At 32.9% G+C, this 21,219-nt stretch carries 17 protein-coding genes; 7 read left to right on the forward strand and 10 right to left on the reverse strand.

Going from position 1 to position 21,219, the window contains the following annotated elements; translation table 11 throughout:
* A partial coding sequence (locus tag PMI13_RS13900) for a hypothetical protein (protein ID WP_007844801.1) occupies nucleotides 1-467 on the forward strand: 467 nt, incomplete at its 5' end.
* Between the two features lie 589 nt (nucleotides 468-1,056).
* Here PMI13_RS13900 and PMI13_RS13905 read toward each other — a convergent pair.
* Complete coding sequence (locus PMI13_RS13905; RefSeq protein WP_007844802.1) at nucleotides 1,057-2,421, reverse strand: autotransporter outer membrane beta-barrel domain-containing protein; 1,365 nt, start codon at nucleotides 2,419-2,421, stop codon at nucleotides 1,057-1,059.
* 350 nt (nucleotides 2,422-2,771) lie between these two features.
* On the opposite strand from PMI13_RS13905, the gene PMI13_RS20705 reads away from it, so the two are divergent.
* Nucleotides 2,772-4,403, forward strand: coding sequence for a helix-turn-helix domain-containing protein (locus PMI13_RS20705; RefSeq protein WP_007844803.1), 1,632 nt, complete (start codon nucleotides 2,772-2,774; stop codon nucleotides 4,401-4,403).
* 437 nt (nucleotides 4,404-4,840) lie between these two features.
* Entirely contained in the window at nucleotides 4,841-6,298 is a 1,458-nt protein-coding gene (locus PMI13_RS13915) for a tetratricopeptide repeat protein (RefSeq protein WP_156104442.1), read from the forward strand.
* Between the two features lie 121 nt (nucleotides 6,299-6,419).
* Here the strand turns inward: PMI13_RS13915 and PMI13_RS13920 are convergent, their stop codons facing one another.
* From PMI13_RS13920 to PMI13_RS13935, 4 genes are all read right to left on the reverse strand, one after another.
* A complete protein-coding gene (locus PMI13_RS13920; protein WP_007844805.1) occupies nucleotides 6,420-6,767 on the reverse strand; it encodes a hypothetical protein in 348 nt (115 codons plus the stop codon).
* Nucleotides 6,739-7,191 carry a hypothetical protein gene (locus tag PMI13_RS13925; protein WP_007844806.1) on the reverse strand — a complete coding sequence of 151 codons (453 nt, stop codon included), beginning with the start codon at nucleotides 7,189-7,191 and terminating at the stop codon, nucleotides 6,739-6,741. The genes PMI13_RS13920 and PMI13_RS13925 overlap by 29 nt, the downstream gene beginning before the upstream one ends.
* A gap of 53 nt (nucleotides 7,192-7,244) precedes the next feature.
* Complete coding sequence (locus PMI13_RS20710) at nucleotides 7,245-8,330, reverse strand: hypothetical protein (RefSeq protein WP_007844807.1); 1,086 nt, start codon at nucleotides 8,328-8,330, stop codon at nucleotides 7,245-7,247.
* A gap of 358 nt (nucleotides 8,331-8,688) precedes the next feature.
* On the reverse strand, nucleotides 8,689-9,156 hold the full coding sequence (locus PMI13_RS13935) for an aldo/keto reductase (RefSeq protein ID WP_238536315.1): 468 nt from the start codon (nucleotides 9,154-9,156) through the stop codon (nucleotides 8,689-8,691).
* An 836-nt stretch (nucleotides 9,157-9,992) separates the two neighbouring features.
* On the opposite strand from PMI13_RS13935, the gene PMI13_RS13945 reads away from it, so the two are divergent.
* Both PMI13_RS13945 and PMI13_RS13950 read left to right on the forward strand, forming a co-directional pair.
* Nucleotides 9,993-10,757, forward strand: coding sequence for a response regulator transcription factor (locus PMI13_RS13945; RefSeq protein ID WP_007844810.1), 765 nt, complete (start codon nucleotides 9,993-9,995; stop codon nucleotides 10,755-10,757).
* Nucleotides 10,758-11,445: 688 nt separating this feature from the next.
* Entirely contained in the window at nucleotides 11,446-12,609 is a 1,164-nt protein-coding gene (locus PMI13_RS13950; RefSeq protein ID WP_007844811.1) for a tail fiber domain-containing protein, read from the forward strand.
* Nucleotides 12,610-12,611: 2 nt separating this feature from the next.
* On the opposite strand, the gene PMI13_RS13955 is transcribed toward PMI13_RS13950, so the two are convergent.
* Nucleotides 12,612-13,181, reverse strand: coding sequence for a hypothetical protein (locus tag PMI13_RS13955; protein WP_007844812.1), 570 nt, complete (start codon nucleotides 13,179-13,181; stop codon nucleotides 12,612-12,614).
* Between the two features lie 92 nt (nucleotides 13,182-13,273).
* Here PMI13_RS13955 and PMI13_RS13960 point away from each other — a divergent pair, with 92 nt between their 5' ends.
* Nucleotides 13,274-15,007: a serine hydrolase gene (locus tag PMI13_RS13960; RefSeq protein ID WP_007844813.1), complete on the forward strand. Its 1,734-nt coding sequence runs from the start codon at nucleotides 13,274-13,276 to the stop codon at nucleotides 15,005-15,007.
* Nucleotides 15,008-15,499: 492 nt separating this feature from the next.
* On the opposite strand, the gene PMI13_RS13965 is transcribed toward PMI13_RS13960, so the two are convergent.
* From PMI13_RS13965 to PMI13_RS13975, 3 genes are all read right to left on the reverse strand, one after another.
* Nucleotides 15,500-16,309 carry a helix-turn-helix domain-containing protein gene (locus tag PMI13_RS13965; RefSeq protein WP_007844814.1) on the reverse strand — a complete coding sequence of 270 codons (810 nt, stop codon included), beginning with the start codon at nucleotides 16,307-16,309 and terminating at the stop codon, nucleotides 15,500-15,502.
* 17 nt (nucleotides 16,310-16,326) lie between these two features.
* Entirely contained in the window at nucleotides 16,327-16,728 is a 402-nt protein-coding gene (locus PMI13_RS13970; RefSeq protein WP_007844815.1) for a GlcG/HbpS family heme-binding protein, read from the reverse strand.
* Between the two features lie 63 nt (nucleotides 16,729-16,791).
* Nucleotides 16,792-17,583 (reverse strand): SDR family oxidoreductase, encoded by a 792-nt coding sequence (locus PMI13_RS13975; protein WP_007844816.1) that lies wholly within the window; start codon nucleotides 17,581-17,583, stop codon nucleotides 16,792-16,794.
* 1,455 nt (nucleotides 17,584-19,038) lie between these two features.
* On the opposite strand from PMI13_RS13975, the gene PMI13_RS13980 reads away from it, so the two are divergent.
* A complete protein-coding gene (locus tag PMI13_RS13980) occupies nucleotides 19,039-20,988 on the forward strand; it encodes a hypothetical protein (RefSeq protein ID WP_007844817.1) in 1,950 nt (649 codons plus the stop codon).
* On the opposite strand, the gene PMI13_RS21605 is transcribed toward PMI13_RS13980, so the two are convergent.
* Nucleotides 20,978-21,219: hypothetical protein (locus PMI13_RS21605; RefSeq protein ID WP_007844818.1), on the reverse strand; the 242-nt coding region annotated here is incomplete at its 5' end. The two genes, PMI13_RS13980 and PMI13_RS21605, sit on opposite strands and share 11 nt — an antisense overlap.

A 21,219-nucleotide genomic window follows, 5' to 3' on the forward strand; every position in this document is an offset into this window, starting at 1 on the left:
CCCCCGGCGTTGTTACAAATGCGGGAACCCCTGCCAATCCTATTTGGGCATCGCTCCAAATTGTCACAAATACCCAAGGCCATTCAACGGACAAACTAAGATATTTAGGATTTCCAGATGTAACAAAAACAACTACTGTCGGTAGCTTCCTTGAGTTCAGAGTAAGACAATCTGGAGTAAGTTATTTCTTCGAAATGAGGTTACTGAATCCTCCCGCTTCTAATATCATATATCGATATGCCAGAATTGGTTATACTACAGGAGCAAACAATGGCTACGCATCCAGTTTCACATTTACTCCAACCAACTATAATGTTTGGCAAATAGTAGATTCTCCGAGTCTGCTTAATGGGACTGCTCTCGGGTTTCATGGAGTTCTTTCGTCATCCGCCAGAGATGCCATGCACGAACTTATTTTAAATTTTTCCTACGGTGAATTTGTGAATTGTGTGATCAATACATATTAAAACCGGTAATGTTTGTAAGCACACCCCCGTATATTCTTTGATTATTTATTTCTGGTGCAAGAACCGACTGATATACCTATCCCCAGGGTCAGGTTTTATTAGTGATTGAAGGTAAAGTCCATATTAATTTTCAAAGTAGGCAACAAGAGAGCTTTAGTTTTTACTTGGCTTTCTTGAGGATGCTATTTTCATTTTCTAATCGTTTTATCTGTCTGTAGAAATAATCCTCATTCTCGACGAAGTAAAACTTCTTACACCAAAAATGTCTTTTTCCATTTCGTACCAGTATTTCTGCTCATATTGAAGTGCATTGCCAATTGAGAATTTTTAAGCATCTTCTTTTTTTGATAATCCAGGATTTTAAAGATATCGGCTCTGCTGTAGGAGCGGTGCTTCTGATTTGTTTTTACTGTTTCCTTATCCTGATTTCCAAAGATCTTTTTATTGAGTTCAATAATATCAATCCCCGAAATACTGTGGTCCTTAATAAAACAAAGGATGAGACAAAATAACGATCCACCCTTTGCTGTATGTATTCAGTAAAACATAGAATGAATCGTTTTTACCTGATTCAAATCTTGATAAATCACTATTGGGCAAGCTGTGTTATGGTAATAGAGCCTAATTGAACATAATTGCTTGCCGTAGAATTACAATGATAAAGTAATCTTAACCTATCTCCTCCATTTAGATTACCTGTCCAATTTATAGTGTTTCCGTTATCAACATCTGAACCGGCAAGGCCGGATCTTGTATCTCTCATAATGATTGACCATGTAGATCCACCATCAGTACTTTTTTGAAGTATTGACATTGTAAACCAATTGGTTTGACTATTTACATCGTGCGAATGTGAACTTTGCATATTAAAAATATACAGACCTCCCAATCCAGCAGGTACAGTGAATACATTATTGGTCCAAGAGTTATTGGTATCAATATATTCATTTGGATAAAGTGCAAGTACCTGATTAGAGTTCCCGATATTTTGAGTTCCCAGCACTCCGGCACTTACCACTATTTTAGATGTTCCGGGGCCTGCTATCGGTAAGCCTGCCACATACCCTAAAACACCATTGGCATCGGCCACCACTGTTCTGGTTGCAGTAAAAGTCTGGTTCTGCGTTGCGGATGCATTACCTGCAGTGTTGGTGTTGATAGCGTTTGTCGCACCATTCACTGGAAGGTTTCTCAATCTCGTAATTCCATTGTTGTCCATTTTTTCGGTTGGCGAAGAGGTATTCATCCCTATATTTCCTTCTCCTGTGATGCGCATTTTTTCTGTCCCGTTAGCACCACTACCCGCACCTGTTTCAAACTTTATTGGGGCTGATTGGGTTGTGAATCTCGAACCCAGGGTTAATCCGCGGGAATCGTTTGATACAATGATTTGCCCGGTATTCTCTGGGTCTTGAAATATCTGCAAATCAGAAATTACCGAATCTCCGTTGTTGTCATTGGCTGTCAATACTATGTCAGCTCTTTTCATCCCCGCAGTACCATATTGCCGAATTCCTCCCGTACCCGGAAAGGTTGTACGCTGGTTGCTGCCTAAAAAAGTAAGATTAAATCCATTATTCGTTAATGTACGTGCACTGGTAAGAGAACCATTGGCATTGTAAATATTAACAGAGGCTGCTTCGCCTCCTGTTTTCTGCCATAAGGTTCCGTCAAAATAGTAATATCCTGCTGTGGTTACATTGACGGTTTGTCCGGCTGGAGCTGTATCTGCTGCTGTTACATATACTAAAGCTCCTGTTTGACTCACTGTATAGGTTTTTGCTCTTAGTTCATCACCTGTTAATCTGGGAGCAATGATACCATCCAGTTTTGAAGTGTCACCTGGGACACCTACTACATCTAGGGTTGCCTGCGGGGTCTGTGTTTGGATACCAACTTGAGAGAATACAGCTACAGAACTAAATAATGTTCCAATTAATAAATAGTTTTTCATTTACGATAATTTTACTTGGGTTATATGTTGACTGTGTTTTTAGAATCCAAAAAAGGTATTCTTTAAAAATTAGCACGAATACCTTAACAACAAGTTGAATAATGTGGCAATATTATTACTATGAGAAAAGAGACACAAGATTTTAATCGGTATAATTCCTGAATTATACCGACACAAATCAGACTACAAAACACTGACAGTTAAATAATTAAAATAAATTATATAAAAACAATATCCATCCAGTAATTTCCCGCATAAGATGCAGGTAAGTATTTATACATTTGTGAAACTTATTTTCTGCAATAAATATTTTTTGTACAGAGCATTAATTTAATTCCAACCAAAAGCGAATGAAACCTCATAAATATATTTTTTTATTTTTTGTTCTGAATCTGTTTACTTTGATAAAAAGTCAGAAAGTCTCTGAAGAACAGCTGAAAAATGAACTTCTTCAAATACAAAATAAAATCGGTAATACAGGTATAGTAAACAATACGATCCAAGAACTGGAAAAAAAATACAAAACTGCAAAGGAAAATAAATATGATGTTACTTTTCTAATTGGTGTAGAACTAATGCGGGCTTATTCGACATTAGATAACACAGAGAAAGTTATTGAAATTTCATCGGATTTAGAAAAATATATTGATGAAAATACATCTCCACAAGAAGTATCAATTATGTACAAGATGAGGGCTCGTTCATTTGGAGATCTCGGTTTTTTGGAAGATTCTCATAAAGCCTATCAAACTTCAAAAATATATTTGAAGAAAATCAAAAACAGTGATGTTCGTTATTATTATAGCAGCCTGTTTTATTCTAATTATTCCAGTTATTTTGATCAAAGTAAAAAACAATCCGACTCTGTTGGTTTATGTCTTTTAAAAGGATTGAGTGAAGCTGAAAAAATTTCTGATAAAGATTCTAAAATATCATCAAAACAAAAATATGATTTAATTACTTCTATACAGGCAAATCTAACTCTTTATTACTTGTGGATCATGCAGCCCGGCGATCCTAAAACAGCTGAAAAATACATTTTAAAATCACTAGAGATTGCTAAAAGCAGAAAAATAAGCCCTCTTAATGAAATGAATTTATACAGAACAGCTGGTGACTTTTATTTTGACCAGAAAAATAACAATAAAGCTATTTATTATGCTCAAGAAGGCTTGAAACTGGAAAAAAGAATATCATCTCCTTTCAGCAGAGAAATATTTTATGAGGTCTTGACGGAAGCATACTTGGCGCAAAACAATACAGTAGAAGGAAAAAAATACAGTCAGCTTCTCACGAAGTTAAAAGACAGTATAAAAATTGCAGAAAAACATTCAGTAAATAAAGTTACAACCGAAATTAAAAAAGAAAAAGACGAAGAAAAAAATAGTACTCTTAAAACCTACCTTTATATTTTCTTAATTATAATCATACTTGTAGGTGGTGGAATTTGGTATTACTGGAAAAATAAGAATAAAATTCTTCAACAAAAATTTCAGAAACTCATAATGAAAATAAAACATGAAGCTGAAATCCAAAATTCTGAAGAAGAAAAAGAGGAAGAAGAAACAATAAAAATTCCAAAAACAATTGCAGAAGAAACCATCAATCAATTATTAAATAAAATATCTAAATTTGAAAAAACAGAAAAGTATCTAAAAAATGACATTACAATCGCCTGGCTTGCAAGTCATCTCAATACGAATACAAAATACCTTTCTGAGATTATAAAAAACTACAAAAACAAAAACTTCAACAGCTATATTAATAGTCTCAGAATTAAGTACATCACAAAAAAACTTTATGAAGATGCAATTTACAGAGAGTATAAAATCAGTTATTTAGCAGAAGTATGCGGGTATGCCACTCCCCGGGTATTTCTGAATGCATTTAAAAAAGAAACAGGTTTAACGCCTTCAGATTTTATCGAAAACATGAGGAAAGAAAAAATAACTGTTGACACCCAGAAAAATCAGTATTTCTGATTTTTGCCGAAAAACCTTCTTCTTTAAATATAAACTTGTTCTCACCAATAATATCTGGATAGACACTTCTACCAGCAGCCCAATTATTACTACAAATGTTTGTGGTGAGGGGGATGCCGAATACAGCTATTACCCAGGCAATAGCCAGTTTAAAATTATTGCCTGTAAATTTGATTGATGGATTTTTATCATAAAGAATTTTTGTGTCGCATTTTATAATGATGATGAACAATTCGGGAATTCTTAGGATTCTAAATACTTTCGCAGGACTGATATGGTCAACTTTACAGGATTCTACATCTTTAAGCCTTGTGTCAGCTGATTTTACATTATAACAGAGTGAAAGTAAGGAATGTAAAATTATGTACCGGATTGAATCGGGTACCATGATGGTTATTAATATCTGTTTATTTATTAATTTTGAAAAAACATACCAGATGAAAACCAAACTGTTTATTTTCCTGTTCTTTCCCCTCATTCTATGGTCTCAAAATTTTTCTAAACAAAGGATAGAGTTGTTAAAAAAACAAATACATGAAAAAGATGTGTATGCAAAGCTTGGAGATCAAAAAGTTCTTTTAATGTGCGATGAACTTTATACTCTTTCAAAGGAAGAAGGGGATAAAAAGGGGATATTGATAGCTATAATCTTTCGGGCAGAAATATATAGCAACAGGATGGACACTGATTCATGCTTGCAGTCTGTTGAAGAAGGGCTGCCTATAGCTGAAGAGTTAAAGTCGTATTCAGACTGGGCAGCACTGCTCCAATATAAAGCGAAATCACTGATGCAGGTGAAAAATTTTGATGATGCCCGATCCTGTTATTCTAAAGCCCTTAAAGTTATTGATCTCATTGATGATAAAAATATACTGCATTTCCGAAAATATTATATCTATGACAATCTTATAAGTTATTCTTCCCATTTTTTTAAAGAATATAATAAGAATAATTATAAAGATTCAGTACTATATTATGCTCAGAAAAGTTATTCTGAAATATTAAAAGTCTCCGATAAATTTCCTTATAGAAATCCAACACTTGGTCAAGCCGTCCAAAACGTAGGAGTAGCTTATGATATGCAAGGTAACTATAAGGAAGCGGAAAAATATTATGATTATGCTGAAAAAATTCAGATAAAGGAAGACGATAAAAGATTTATAGCTAATGTGTACCTACTTAGGGGGAATCAAAAGTTTGATTTGGGTAACAACCAGGATGCCCTAAAATATTGGAATAAAAGCCTGCCAATTTTAAAGCAATACAAATTTTCAGAGGGATTATTACTCATTTACCCTAAAATGATAGAATATTATAGAAAAATCGGAGATAGCAAAATGGAAGCCTACTATCTTGAAAAAAACATGCGTTTAAAAGATAGTCTGGCAACAATCAACCAATCCGCTCTTATAACACAAAATAAAAATGATAAAAAAGCATTAATAACGGATAAACCCCAAAAAACATTATTTGTTTTGCCGGTTCTTATAGCATCACTCGTTCTGCTCTCCCTTATCATATTCTATTTCTACCGAAGAAAAACAAAGAAATACCCTGCAATAGAACCTGAAAAAAACATCAAATTACAGGATAATACTGCAGATAAAGAACAGCTTATGCAGCTTTTGGAAATGGCAAAGCGTAATGATAAACATCTGCTTGTGATTTTCCAGAATGTATTTCCCGGCTTATACAAAAAATTATTGGAGTTTCCTGAATTAACTCCATTAGACCTGGAAATGTGTGTATATCTTAAATTGAATATCCAGACTAAAGACATCGCCAATTATACGCGGGCATCATTAAATTCTGTAGACAGCAGAAAGTACCGTCTGCGAAAAAAAATGAATGTTCCCCAGGATACCAGTCTCTATATCTGGATCAATAAGCTTTAGAAGATTTTTCAAAAAAATTAAAAGCCGGCAGTTGAAAACTGCCGGCTTCACTCACATGTGTTTCTACCTTATTGGCTGTTGTATATTTGTATTTGTGATTTATATGGAATCATTTAGAATATTAGAGAATTATATGCTCTGACATACTAAATTTTTTCTTCCAGCTGGTAATTGTATTTCTACTCAGTTTAAAATGAGCAGCTACCCGTTTATTGGTATATCCATATTTTTTTTGAAAAGTTAAAATTTCCAATATTGAAGATTCGTCATAGGAACGATGCTTTCGATTAGAAGAAGAACTATCCTTATTTCCTGAACCAAAAATTAAATTGTTGAGTTTTATTATATCCAAACCCGTTAGTTTGGTCTGTAATAAAATTTCTTTGCATATTTCTTCTTTTTCAGGATGTTTTATCATAATAATATCCTGGTATATTCTTCTATAATCCGGCCGGGTTGTCATTTTCATACAGGTTGTTTTTATATTTATTCATCCATTTATACACCGTTGTCTTCGGGATTTTATACTCTTCGATCACCTGCTTCACACTTTTGGTTTCAGATTCTATAAGTTCCAGAATAAAATCAATAATTTCTTTTGTATAGAGGTTCTTTCTGAACCGCGGAAGTACTGAATTTTGGTTAGCATTACTATTAATTGCCTTGGGTGGTGAATATAAAATCAGATGCTGGGAATGCAATCTAAAAAAATCATATTCCAGGAGTTTACACCATTTTAATAATAATTCAGTTTCTATAGATTTTTCATTATACATTTCGTTTATTGTATTCGCATTCAAATCAAAAAAATTACAAATCCTTCCAATAGCGATATTGTTTTCCTCAACTTTTATCTTTATCAGATTACCTATTTTTATTTCTTTTAAATTCACAAATGTTTTTTATTTTGATTGGCCAATCCATTTTTATCTATGAAGCAATTTTCTTAATTTAACCGTTGAGCCGTCATATAAAAATAAAAGTTGGCTGCATCTCTGGTTGCATGCCAAGTAAAATTATACCATTGACCGTTCGGGAAAGTAATCATTACATTTACATATTCTGTTGTACTATTCGTATAAGTTCCCATATTATCATCCCCATCAATCAAATAGCTATAATAGTTGGGAAGCAAATTCATTCCCGTACCATTGTCAATGTTAAAATCATGTGTAGATAAAGCAGATAAATTATAAACAATATTTGCACTGGTGGGATTGAATAGTTTTGGAGCTACACCGCCACTAGACCTTAAACCATCCATTCTCACTCCGTTTATATATAAAAATTTTAACTTATCCGTGGCAGAGCTTAGTTCATAGATTGAATTATTACCCGTAGTACTTGTACTGTTTCTTCCCGTCATAATATTTCGGGAACCTGAGGCAGTTGTGAATGCTGTTGCATTGATCACTATTCTTACTGATTTTGTTTCTCCAACTATGAAGTCCGTAGAATTACCACCAACACTTGTAAGATCAAATACTTCCCAAAGGGGATTGGCAACCGTAGTATATGTATTTTTTATGATTTTTGCCTGATAGCCTGGTTTTATTTCTAATGAATTTGTGATTGCAGTTCCCGAAGTTCTTAACAGCTGGTCTGCTGCATGTCCTACAACAAAGATCGAAACAGTGGCCGTATTTTTTATGCTGTAAATCCTTCCGCCAAACGAATTGCTTAATGTTCCGTCAGGCAATGTAAGGGTAATGACGGAAGAGCCAACTACATTAATAAACTGGTCTTTGCTGCTTAATGCTGTATTAGCTGAAACCTCTGAATAAGCTCCTTCATAGGTACCATCAATAACAAGGGTACTATTGGGAGCAGTTGTTCCAATTCCTGTATTTCCTGAAGAAGTTATAATAAAATCATTCGCCTGCTGTGCTAAAGTAGGGACACCGGCAGTATTATTATCTTTTGCTCCATCTACATGCAAGATTCCCTGAGGATTAGGCGTATTAATGCCTACCTGGGATTGTATTTTCTGAATTCCCAGAATTATACAAGCTAATAAAAGTAATTTTTTCATCCTATGATATTTTAAATTAAATTCTAAATAAATTTCTCAGAATTCAAAACTTAAGCTCCTATGATTTTTGATATGTTATAGCTCATCTGATTTTTTAACGAATACTATTCCTGATGATATTACTACCAAAACAGAACCTCATATTACGTGAAGAGTTTTTAGCTTTTCATTCTTAACTGGCAAATCTATAATTGATAGTGGATGTTTTAGAAAATTCTATCTATCAATATCTATTAATTTTCCGTCAAAAATCGTCAATCACTGATATACAGACAGATAAATACAAACAAACACATTTAATGTTGTTAGCCCCCCGCGTTCTTTTGCCGTTCGCTCAAATAAAGAATACTCACTTGTATTACGGTGATCGGGTAATGGCATGTGCCTGCTTAACTGTTTCATACGATACTTCCGATAGACCGGTATAACCTGCTTTACCTTCTTTAACCAGTTCAGCCATGGCATCAACCGTTTTCTCGATCGGCGTATTTTTATCCAGACGGTGCAGATAATACGGATTGATGTAATCAGTATTGAGATTTTTTAGGGAACGCTCTAGAGATTTTTTCACATAGTCCTTTTTACCATTGATGACCCAGGTTACTTTTTTATTGTCATCGATTTCCCAACCAAACTTGGTGGCCAAAATATACTGATCGTGTTTGCCGCCGATTGCTTTCGTAATGAGCAGCTCATTTTTCAGTGGCTCATACAGATCGGCAGTATCCAAAAAAATACTGCCCAACTCGAGCGAACGGTGAATCGTCGCGATGGCTTCCCGCTGGTCCGCAGGACCGTATATATGTGCTTCTTCAAAACCTGTCATACCCATACAGGAACTAGAAGAAATCTCTATTTATTAAATATTTATTTAATAAACATCAAGAGGTGGCACATTAAAGTATATTATTATCTTAAATATGTTCAGCAGTTGCCCTTAAATTGGCAGTATTTGCATTATTTATATAAACACCGATATCCTAGTGAATTTAGGATTGTTTTTTGAACCAAAAATCCGTTCCCAGAACCCCCAGCGTTGTTACAAATACAGGAACACCTGCCAATTGTGAATTTGTGAATTGTGTAATCAACACCTATTCACGAACAATGCTTCTAAGTACTGTTTCCCGTACATTCTTTGAGTATTTACAGGAAATTATAGCGAAACTTTAATCGTTATTCTTCTTTAAAATTCTTAATAAGAAAGTAAGAAGACATTAGAAAGGTTAATATATATACAATAGCCAGTATCGGTTTTTCGAACTTTAAATTTTCAAAGTCAAATTCTTTAAAAATAATCCAGCCTAAAACAATTGTTATAATTACGAATGGAAATGGCTGCCTTTTTTTATTGCTCATAAATTTTAATCTTTAATTATTATGCCTGTCAACGGGAATATTATCAAACTGCTATTGTAAATAACTAATTGTATCCAATGTTTTGATTATTATATTCTAAAACTTTCATGGTTTAAATTGACACATTTTGATGCCCGAAATTTTCAAATAAAAATAAATCTCTCATTTATTTCTCCAGCTCTTTCAATTACATTCTAAATGCCTTTTTTCTTCATTATAGTTAGAAATTAATTTTTCACAAAAAAAGATAAATATTTTTAATTTCACTTTACACTTTTATTTAGTTTTTGGTATTTTTATAAGATGGAAAATGAAAAAAATTCATTACTCAATAGAAACAAAATAAAAGCAATATCTACTGAGGATAAACTTCAGCTTCCGCATAATTATTTAGAAGTAGTAAAATCTTTTGCCAAAATAACTTATCAAAGTATTTATGTGATTGATTATGAAGAAATGAAATTTGAATATGTTTCGAATAATCCTTTATTTTTATGTGGTTATTCTCCTGAAGAAGTTCTTGAAATGGGCTATGATTTCTATTTTAATAATGTCCCCAAAAAAGATTTGGAAATGTTGAGCGTGATTAATAATCTTGGATTTGATTTTTATGATAAATTGCCCAACAATGATGAAAGAAAATTATACAGCATTTCGTATGATTTCCACCTGAATGGTCAATATGAAAAGCCCATTCTTATTAATCATAAATTGTCCCCTCTTTTTCTTAACAGCAATGGATTGGTTTGGAAATCACTATGTGTAGTCTCTATTTCACGCAATCAAAATGCCGGGAATGTTACTATAAATAAACAGGAATCTGATATACTGTGGAAACTGGATTTGTCAAAAAAAGTTTGGATTGCAGAAAATAAGCCAAAACTCAAAGAAAAAGAATTGGAAATACTCCGATTATATGCCCAAGGATTAACCATAAATCAGATTGCCGGAAAAATGTTTGTTTCTCCAGATACTGTCAAATATTACAGAAGAAAAATTTTTGAAATTTTTGCTGTTAAAAATTTCACTGAAGCCCTTGCTTTTGCTGTAGATAATAAGATTATCTAATTTTAGTTCCCCCGTACCCATGATTACCATTATAAAATAATTCTTTTAAACCATTGATATTTCATAAATTATATATTCATATTATTTCGAACACTTTTATAGAAGATTTGACCAAATTAGCCGAGCTTTATATGGAATAAGATACTTCTAATCAATACAAACCGATTGAAGGAAATTTATTTTTAATGTAACCGAAGCGCATTAGCTGAAAAATACGAAATATCCTACTACAAACTTTACATTCTTAATCAACAGGAAATGGATACTGAAATTTTGAAAGAATTTGTCTATCCATGATTATTATGTTTTAGGATTAGTGTTTATAGTGATCTCTGCTATGCTATATTTTCTTATCCCCATACAGGCCAGAACTGATTCGATAGTGTACTAATATTTATTTTCTATTGGCTTAAAAATCTATGGAAGAACAATTTTTATTTTTTGTTTTGATTGATTTTTCGATTAATTCGTTATGCCTGTGATCCTATTTTTAGTACTAAAAATATTACAAGCTATGGTATTTTTAGTACAAATTATATTTTTTTTTAATTTGTTTGTTTCATAGGTTCGCATTAAAATATAATAAAAAGTATTAAGCTATATAATGAGTTATGGTTTTATTAAGAATTAAAACCAATACAGTGATTAAATATTTACAAATACTATTTCTATAATTTAAACTTGTAAGATGAAAAAAACTTTATTGCTTTGTGGAGCATTAACCTCAAACATTATTTTATGTCAGGTAGGTATTGTTACCGATATGCCGGGAAGTACTTTGACGGTTGCGGGCTCAGTAGCAGCACCCTATAAAAGTGTGACGGCTGCTTATACTATGACAAAAGATGATTACTTTGTTAGCAGCAATGCCTCTACAAATACTACAATCAGTCTCCCCGCCTTTAATGATACAACCCCGGTATTTAACGGACGTATTTATGAGATTAAAAACGCAAGTACTACATCCACACTTACAGTGGCAGCCCAAGCTGGAGAACTGATCAACAGTACAACAGCTACAGGTATTGCTACAATTACCTTGTTGCCAACGGAATCTGTTGAACTTATAAAAACAAATGTAAATTCTGCTACAGGAGTTACATGGGAACTAAAAGGGCATAAAATTACACAAAGTCCCATAGTAACTGAACCCTGGTATAATTCAGCTACTTCAACCGGAGCTACAGGTGTTGGTCAAACTATTTATCACAGCGGTAAAGTGGGGGTTGGAACCAATAACCCTTTAAGTATTTTTGACGTAAACGGAGCAATCCGATATACAAGTGGTACTGTGCCAATACCTAATACAACAAATTCAAGTATTATTGCCTGGAATTCATTACAATCAGGATTTGGAGAATCCGAATTTATAAATTACCGTGGAACGGGTGGCGGAGGATTTCGTTTTTATACATTAACTTCTGGTGTTCCTGTTTATGGTGTTCATAATATTGCATTTATTAATATCGCAGGTGTTTATACAAATTCAGATACACGTTTAAAAACTAATATCACAGATGTAAATAATGGTATCAGTAAAGTAATGGCAATGCGACCTGTTATGTACGATATACATTCAGACAGAAAATCACTGGAAAATAGTAAAATGACTTTTGGTAAAGATGATAAAATGATTCATTCAGCAGGTTTTTTAGCACAGGAACTAGCTAAGATTCTTCCTGAAGCTGTAGATATACCCAAAGATGAATCAAAGCAAATCTATAGTGTGAATTACGGAGCAATTGTCCCTGTGCTTACTAAAGCAATTCAAGAACAGCAATCAGAAATAGAAACGTTAAAAGCTGAAATCAGAAAACTAAGTGATCTTATGAGCATTCGTAATGATAAGTAAGATTAAGGGTTTTCATTTTCGGGAACCGGTATCCCGTGTCCTTTTGGCATGTACATTTCGCTGTTTAAAGTATAGCTCACAAAACTGGTTACTTTAAAACCGTTGTCTTTTAACCGTTTAGCTAAGGGAGCATCTTTACCTGCCGGTGTGAATTGCAATACATGAAACAGCCCGAATTGTCCATAGAATTTTTCTCCCGATAATCGATTGTCCCGAACAATCTTTTTAAAATTAATAATCATAGCTGAATCTCTGGAAACAGCAGTATTTTTGCCATAGGCCCGATCTATTCCCCAAACAACAATCTTTAGTGAATCGGGTAAGGTTTTATTGTGATCATAAATACGGGACCATTTTGTGTACAATTCTTTACCTGCCTGCTGCGGAATACTTATCTCAATATCCTGTACCAATTCTTTCAATAACAGTGTATCTTTTGATTCCTGGTGGAGAAACCTGTTTAACTTCCATGCAGCAGCGCTAACCTTAATGGGAGCTAGATTTCTAAAACGCAGTAAAATATTACTGTATTTTGTATTATTGTGAACTCTAAATCTTTTTAAAAAACGCATGATATTGAGTTTTTTAATCAGACTGATTTTTTAACATCTGTCAATTTGACTCCATCTAGCATTTTTGTATATTTAAAGTCAAATTAATGTAAATGAGTAACTTAATTGGAAAGGAGAAAGAATTGAAGCAGGCAAAAGAATCTGAAACTTCTAAATTCATCGCCGTGTATAATCGAGATAGACTCTTGATCGAAGAGTTTAATGATCTTTATACTTCTTCGTTCAATAAAGCAGAGAAATATCTTTTAGTAATAGAAGCGTTAAATAAGGAGGCTAACGGTTTAATACGTTCCAAAATTATTGACGGTACCAAGTTATCTAATTCAGGATGTACAAAGCGGATATTAAATGAACCTGAAGAAAGCAGCTTTATATGCAAGTGCATAGGCTCTCAGAAAACCTCACTCAGAATAATGAGAAGAATGTTATTTTTAATTGCCTTTTTAATTTTGGGGCTAAACAGCTTTGCCTTATCTCAAACCGGCTCTAAATTATCTGATAAGGAAATAGCCATATGGGTAGAAAGCTACATGGATTTTTCAGTAAAATTTGACAATTTTAGTGGTGTTGTTTTGGTCTCCCATAATGGAAAGAAAGTTTTTGCCAAAGCATACGGCATGGCTAATTACGAACTACAGGTGCCAAATACATTGAATACTAAATTTCGCATTGGCTCAGTGAGTAAAACATTTACTGCTGCTGCAATTACGAAATTGTATCAGGAAAATAAAATTGATTTGGATGCTTCCATCTGCAAATACTTAGATGAATGTCCAGCATTTTGGGAAAAGATAACTATAAGGCAACTATTATCACATACCTCAGGGATCGTTAGCTTTACAGGTTTGCCCGAAGCAAAAGGGAATTTTCTTCTATTGGGACATACATCGAAAGAAATCGTTGATCTGTTTAGGTCAAAACAATTAGAATCTGTACCAGGGGAAAAATATAATTACAATAATTCAGGATATTATTTGTTAGGTCTTATCGTTGAAAAAGTGTCTGGAGTTTCTCTTGAACAGTATTTGCAGGACAATTTTTTTATCCCTTTGCAACTAGAAAATACCGGAGTCGACAAAAAAGAGACTTTGATTATAAATCGGGCATCAGGTTATCATCAGGTAAATGACAGTTTATTTGTAAACACATTTAATATAAATATGGACAACTCTTTTGCGATTGGTGGACTTTACTCAACTGCAAATGATTTATTAAAATGGGCAAACATATTTGATTCCGATGTTTTATTCAAAGATAAAATTAGAAAGGAAATATTAACAAAGGCACAAAATAGTAATTATGGTTTGGGCTGGGATCTTGATTCAGTTGGACAAAATCCACGTTTCTATCACGATGGTGGTGTTACTGACTTCTCAACTTCCTTGCAACGGATTGGCGATTTTACAATAATCGCAATAAGCAATAAAGGCAGTGATGCAGGAATTAAAGTTGCTTATGACATTGTTGGCAAACTTTTTACCTATCCTGCAACTATAAGGGGTATTCAAGATGAAATGTCACATGAGACAAGCGACAAGCTACTGCAACTTGTCAATAAAGCAAAGCAAAACTTTCCAAGATTCAGAATAAACGAAAAACTTGTTAATGATGTTGCAGATGACTTGATGAAGCAGGAGAAAACCAAACAGGCAATTGAGATTTATACACTCAATACCCTCCTTTATCCTGATAGCGAAAATGCATATCTCAAATTAGGGGAAACATACTTAAGTATAAAAAATTCAAAAGAAGCAATGAAGAATTTTAACAATTGCTTAAAAATAAATCCCTCTAATGCTAAAGCAAAGGAGCATTTAAAAAGATAATTACACATACAACAAAGAGCTTCATCAGGTACGAAGCTTAGATGATAGCCAGAGCTTAATTCAAGGAGGAGTTGTCAATACAGAATCGGATTAAAAAAAGATAGCTAATCTTGATATTCGTCATCAGAAGGGCAATACAGAAGAAAAGAGACAAATAATAAGTTCAATGTTCCCTGAATATTTAAAATTTGATGGCAACAAATATCCAACTCCAAGATTAAATTCCGCCATTCATCTTATTTATCAGGATAACTTTTTAACTTACACAGTTAGTGGGACACTACCAAAAATGAGACAAACCTAGCTTTTTTAGATTTGTCCCAACATGTGAACAAAAAAAATACTCTGTCCTGTGCCAATTGACAATAAGTTAATACTTCCATAGTAATATATACAATAAATTCACACAGCCCAAGCTGCCTTGGAGCATATAAGAATTTTTTTTAAACAAGAAAAAAACTATTGGGATACCTCAATAATCATGGCTTAGAACTAATGTAATTCCATGGTTGTAACACCGTACTTCTTTTTAAATGAGTAGTAAAAATGAGATAGATTTTCAAAACCAAGGTCCATATAGAAATCTGCTGGCCTCTTTTTCTGGTACTTTATTATATGGTAAGCCTCCTCAAGACGTCTTTCTTTAAGCCATTGCTTCGGAGGAACGTTAAACACTTTAGCAAAATCGCGTTTAAATGCAGAAATACTACGTCCAGTAAGTTTGGCAAATGACCCTACATCAATATTGAACATAAAATTATTATTCATAAAATCCTCCAGATCTACTAGGTGCGGTTTACTAAAATCGAACAAAATAAATTTAAAATCAGGGTTACTATCTAGAAGTAATTCAATAGCCTCCCTGATCTTAAGTTCTGCCAAACGTGGCGTAGCTTCTTTTGTTTTATTAATGTATGGCGCTAACGAAATGAAATAACTGTGCAAAAAATCATTCGGTTGAAAAAATAATTTATCACTGCCATGATATCGTTCTTTGACTTCAATCTTATTTTCAACAGCATATCGTTGTAAAGTTTTTTTATCCAAAGTAATAGCGATAAATTTATAATTCCCCGTTTTTGCCGGATACTTTATGGTACGTATAAGTTGATTCTTTCGCACTAAAACAACTGTATTTTCCTTGACAACTGTTAAGGTGCCGTCAAGAAAGCAATGCGTTTCACCAGCTAATTGAAACCCTAGAAAATGATCCGGATAGTATTCTTCTGTTCCTCGTTGTCTTTCAAAAGCACAAGAATAAACCAGCTTATCAAATATTATTTCATGTGTAGCTTCCATCATATAAATGTACAAAAGAATTAAAGATTTACTCCGGCTCCAGCTGTTGCGATTTCCTTGTCCTGCTCTGGCGTTCCTCCAGAGGATCCGATAGCCCCTATAACAATACCTTCTTGATTTTTGATCACAACTCCACCAGGAATTGTCAATAAACCTCCATTGGAGCTGATCATACCAAAAGCGTGTATTTCAGCACCAGAAATGATGCTTCCCATAATATCACTATCCACACCAAACATAACTGCAGTCTTGGCCTTTTTCACTGCGAAATCAATAACACCATACGCACTATCCAATCTAGCAAAGGACACAAGATGCCCACCAGAATCAACAACTGCAATGCTTACCGGTATTTGTAAACTTTTAGCTTTTTCTATTGCCGCATTTAAGGCGCGATTAGCCTCATTATATTTAATATTCATTTTATCTAATTTATATTGTGAAGTAAAGAAAGCATGGACTTTACTCCATGCTTATCCAGTAATTTAACTTTTTGAAGTCCAGGCTTCTGTCTGCAACTGCTTAACGAAATCTTCTGTTTCTTTGGGATGTACATTTCGGAAATTCGAATTATCATCCAATGCAACATTCACAATACAATCAGCCATTGATTGAGGATCCAACTGATGCTTCAAAGATTCAGCCGTACCATCAAAGACCGAAGATGGAGTGAAGTTTTTCTCAGGATTATACCATCTGAAAATAGAGTCTACTCCGCGATCGTTAAAACCTGTACCAAATACACCTGGATTACATGTTGCAATCTTGATGTTAAAATCTGCTAACTCAGTTTTAAGCCCTTCAGCGATCGCCTCCATTGCATGTTTTGAAGAACAATAAGCCGCAACATAAGGTACTGTCCATAAACCTCCCATTGAGGTAGTAAACACAATTTTAGCAGCTTTCTTTTGCCCCACCCATTTTTTTATAAAACCTTGTGCCAGCTCCAAACCTCCAAACACATTCACATCAAACATTGATCGGATAAATTCTAAAGGTTGCTCCGCAATTGGTCCACCTTCCATAATTCCGGCATTACTGATTAGAATATCAATATCATACTTATCGACTACATATTGGATATCGCGAGAGTTAGTAACATCCAACTTATCAGCAATCAATTCGATACCTGTTTCCTGAGCTTCGCGTATCAGATCACTCATTTGGGGGTATACTTGTGCTGTAGCAATCACTTTGTGACCTTTACGTGCTAAATCAAATGCAGCGATTTTTCCAAAACCACTGGCTGCTCCTGTAATTAAAACTGTTTTACTCATTTTTATAATGATTTAAATTTATACAACAAATTTCCGTATATAATCCATTACAAATATTGTCACAAAGACCTATTTAATGTTGCTGAAAAGATCAACCATAAGCTATAACTTTTAAGGTTGTCTTAAAGCTTGCCCTGCTATTAGAAAGAATAGCATTTATTCACAAATGAACAGTTTTTTCCATTTTGCAACAGCATTTCTGCTTAACTTAAATTATTTAGCGATTTGAGAGCTATTCAAACAGCTTTTCCTTTGGTATTCTAAAATCTGATAAATTGCAGACCTATCATAAGATCGATGGCGTTGATTAAATTGCTCATTGCGTCTTGAATTAGTGTTAAAGACAAGCTTATTTATTGTTACAACATCTAACACTGATAATTTTTTCTTTGCTATAAATGACTTCACATCAATTTTTTCTCTGGATACTTTAAATTAATTATATCCGTATAGATTCTTTTATAATTGGGAATACTTTTCATACTAATACTATCATCCTAATGTTTACCATATTTTTTAGTCCATTTATAGTTGACCTAGGAATTCTATATTCATTAACAACATTCGCTTTGTCTTATTTTCATTATGGACCTGCTTAAGGACAAAATCAATCAATTCCTTCGTGTAAATATTTTTCCTGTACCGAGGAAGATTTGTACTATTATTAGCAAGTTGTTGTGGGGCATGATGTCCTAATTATTATAGGTTATAACGTAAAAATGTATCTGAACTCCAGACTTTTGTATAAGTGATTAATAATGAACTAGACTAATTTTGTAACGTAATCCAAAACATTAGTTTTATTATAAACCCTTTTTGAATATAAACTCATGAATGCTATAAATTTCACTATATTCGTTCTGGTTGCATATGTACTGCCAATTCCACTTCTTGCCTGGCTTGACCGCCCTAAAAAACATAAACCTTAAATAAAAATATTATGCATGCAGGATATTTCGCCGCGGCCTAGCTATAAAGACACGCGAACTACATAGATACGAACATGATTGCGAGTTCACGTATCAAGATTTTGAGGGGTGCAAATTGTTCGAAAAGCTCGGATTGATTAGTGAGTGTCATCTATCGTCTGAGATTTACGAAATAGCACAACAAATAGATGATTCTGGACATGATATTGAAGTTTTTATATCTTGTGTCGATTGTTTGGGGAAGATTAATTTTCAAAGCCTTTATGAATATGTAAATAATTTCTATTACGGCGAATTTCTGGTCTTTTTGACGCATCACTGAATTATTTATGGGATGAAACTATTCTTCAGATCAGGAAACGTGTTTCCCAATATGATACCTTAAGAACGCTTTTAAGATAAATGTAATATACAATTTTTGAATTGATAGAAGTTTAGCATTAATGAATTGGGATTATTACGGAAAACCATAATGTATTAACAAGAAGCTATAGTATATTTATCACAAATAAAAATAAGCAATAGTATGCGAAACGCAGATTTAAATAGAGTTGTATTTTATTCAAAAGAAGATATGGCAGGTGGTCATCAACTTTCTAAAGGTGAAAATAAACTTAAAAGTGATATACAAGAAAATTATTCAGATATAAATGACGTTCTAGAGCTATACAATATCAAAAAATATTTGGATAGCGGTATATATTTAAATAAATGGTCACAGGAAGAAATTAGTGATTTTAAAGAAAAAGCTAATAGCTATAATAGAATTATTGGAAAATTTATAGCTAGTATAAACGATGAAAATGTAATTAGTTTTCATGAAAAAATTATCCATAGTTATGTTGTTTCATTTTGGGAGTTAATTGACAGTCATAATGGATTTCATCGAATATCCAAAATCAATTTTGAAAGTATTCTTTCAAATGAACCTTATCTCATCAATATTTTTTTGACCCATAAAAATCTGGTCAACTTTTATGATTTCGAAATAAAGAACTTCTTGTTGACGTATTCAAAAACAGCTGAAATTTTACTGTCTTTTTATGAAAAGGAAAATAGTTTTCATCATAAGAAAAGTTTTCTACCAAAAAGCCTAAGTATTGAAGATAAGGAACTTATTATAGACAATTATCTAGATTCTAACGATACAAATTTAAATTATGTCCAACTGATTCAAAATGTACGAACTAAGAATGATTTTAAAATTAATGATAAAACAAGATTAAAAGCAAAACGCTTGAATAAAAGCGAAACTGAGAAATTTTTACTTGGAAATAGAGGTATTAAATATGGAGTTACTGTTGGCTTTAAAGAGGGTGCTGATAAAATAAAAGAAGGCTCAATTGATGCTAATCATACTGTTAATTATGTATATAGTGTAGATTTTATTAAAGAAAATACTGATCCATATTCCTTATTTAAAAATTTTAAATATTTATTTGAGTATGTTGATGAACAAAATAGAATTGATCTTATCAGTAAAAGAAGCCAAATAGGAGCAATTGAAAGACTAATGGGTGTTCAATCTCAAAACGATTATAAAGTTGGAATAAGTTTTTTTTTGTCAGAATTGACTTCCCAAGCACAAATTCACGGCTATATTCGAATGTTAAATTTATTAGATATTTCCTTGGAAAACGTCTTTCAATCTATTTTCACAAATGTTTTTCAAGACAAGTACAATTTTGCTGAGAATGCAACTTTTTCTGTTTCATCAGCAGTTTCAAATTTTGAAAAAGTAAGATTTTTAGCACCTGAATTTGAATCTTTATTAAAGCAATATAAGCTTTATGTTGAAGACGGAATCATAGATTTTGAGCTTCTTCAAATATCATCTTCACCATCTGCATTAAAAGATATTCCTAGTATAAACATTAACAAGTATATCTACTTTAATGATAATTGTAATGAGGTTTTGGCTATTTCAAATTTGTTTTTCTCTGATCAAATGAGTCTATCCTTTGTTGAGCCTTTTTTAGAGAAAAATTATACTACTTTTTTTGACTTGCTTGCAAATGAAAAAGTTAAACTTGATTCTTATCATGAACATCAAAAACCTCAATTAGATTATCTTATCGAGAAAGGGTTAATAATTGTAGATAATGATGGCTTTCTACAAATAACAAACATACCAAGAGTTTTTATAATTAAAGATTTAAGAGAAAATGAGGTGGGTTCATATTATCACTATCCTTCTGATTTTCAAACGGAAGTTCTAAAGATGATATCTGAAGATATGATTTATTTCGGTTCTTCTCTTTTTTCAAAACCTGAGCAAGCATATTTAAATTACTTTTTGAATAAGAGCGATTTTACTAATGGTATGGATTTGAGAAATAGTTATTTGCATGGTACTCAAGCTACTCCAGATAATACCGAGAAACATGATCATGCTTATATTATATATTTAAAATTATTAGTCTTAGTATTATTGAAGATTGATGATGACCTAGCAATTTCTAAACTTAATAATTAGCTGTATTATTTATAGCATAGTTGAATAGTTCCCCCGCTACTTTTTGAAGCCGTATTCCTTTCCAAGGTTTTGGATTGTTATCAGGTGATTCAATAAAGTTTTGTAACTTTTCATCTATTATTATATTATGAAATCCAAATTGTAAATCGTAAATTTCTATGTAAGCGCATTTGTCAGGGTAGACTTCCCTGTTTTTCAGACAAATTAAAATTATTAAATTTAGTTTGTTAA

Origin of the sequence: Chryseobacterium populi, from assembly GCF_000282115.1 — a bacterium.
GTDB classification, from domain to species: Bacteria; Bacteroidota; Bacteroidia; order Flavobacteriales; family Weeksellaceae; genus Chryseobacterium; species Chryseobacterium populi.

Bases quoted from the DNA above. Each gene is read 5' to 3' on its own strand.
- PMI13_RS13905 (WP_007844802.1), bottom strand. From the start codon at position 2,421: ATGAAAAACTATTTATTAATTGGAACATTATTTAGTTCTGTAGCTGTA.
- PMI13_RS20705 (WP_007844803.1), top strand. From the start codon at position 2,772: ATGAAACCTCATAAATATATTTTTTTATTTTTTGTTCTGAATCTGTTT.
- PMI13_RS13915 (WP_156104442.1), top strand. From the start codon at position 4,841: ATGAAAACCAAACTGTTTATTTTCCTGTTCTTTCCCCTCATTCTATGG.
- PMI13_RS13920 (WP_007844805.1), bottom strand. From the start codon at position 6,767: ATGAAAATGACAACCCGGCCGGATTATAGAAGAATATACCAGGATATT.
- PMI13_RS20710 (WP_007844807.1), bottom strand. From the start codon at position 8,330: ATGAAAAAATTACTTTTATTAGCTTGTATAATTCTGGGAATTCAGAAA.
- PMI13_RS13935 (WP_238536315.1), bottom strand. From the start codon at position 9,156: ATGACAGGTTTTGAAGAAGCACATATATACGGTCCTGCGGACCAGCGG.
- PMI13_RS13945 (WP_007844810.1), top strand. From the start codon at position 9,993: ATGGAAAATGAAAAAAATTCATTACTCAATAGAAACAAAATAAAAGCA.
- PMI13_RS13950 (WP_007844811.1), top strand. From the start codon at position 11,446: ATGAAAAAAACTTTATTGCTTTGTGGAGCATTAACCTCAAACATTATT.
- PMI13_RS13955 (WP_007844812.1), bottom strand. From the start codon at position 13,181: ATGCGTTTTTTAAAAAGATTTAGAGTTCACAATAATACAAAATACAGT.
- PMI13_RS13960 (WP_007844813.1), top strand. From the start codon at position 13,274: ATGAGTAACTTAATTGGAAAGGAGAAAGAATTGAAGCAGGCAAAAGAA.
- PMI13_RS13965 (WP_007844814.1), bottom strand. From the start codon at position 16,309: ATGATGGAAGCTACACATGAAATAATATTTGATAAGCTGGTTTATTCT.
- PMI13_RS13970 (WP_007844815.1), bottom strand. From the start codon at position 16,728: ATGAATATTAAATATAATGAGGCTAATCGCGCCTTAAATGCGGCAATA.
- PMI13_RS13975 (WP_007844816.1), bottom strand. From the start codon at position 17,583: ATGAGTAAAACAGTTTTAATTACAGGAGCAGCCAGTGGTTTTGGAAAA.
- PMI13_RS13980 (WP_007844817.1), top strand. From the start codon at position 19,039: ATGCGAAACGCAGATTTAAATAGAGTTGTATTTTATTCAAAAGAAGAT.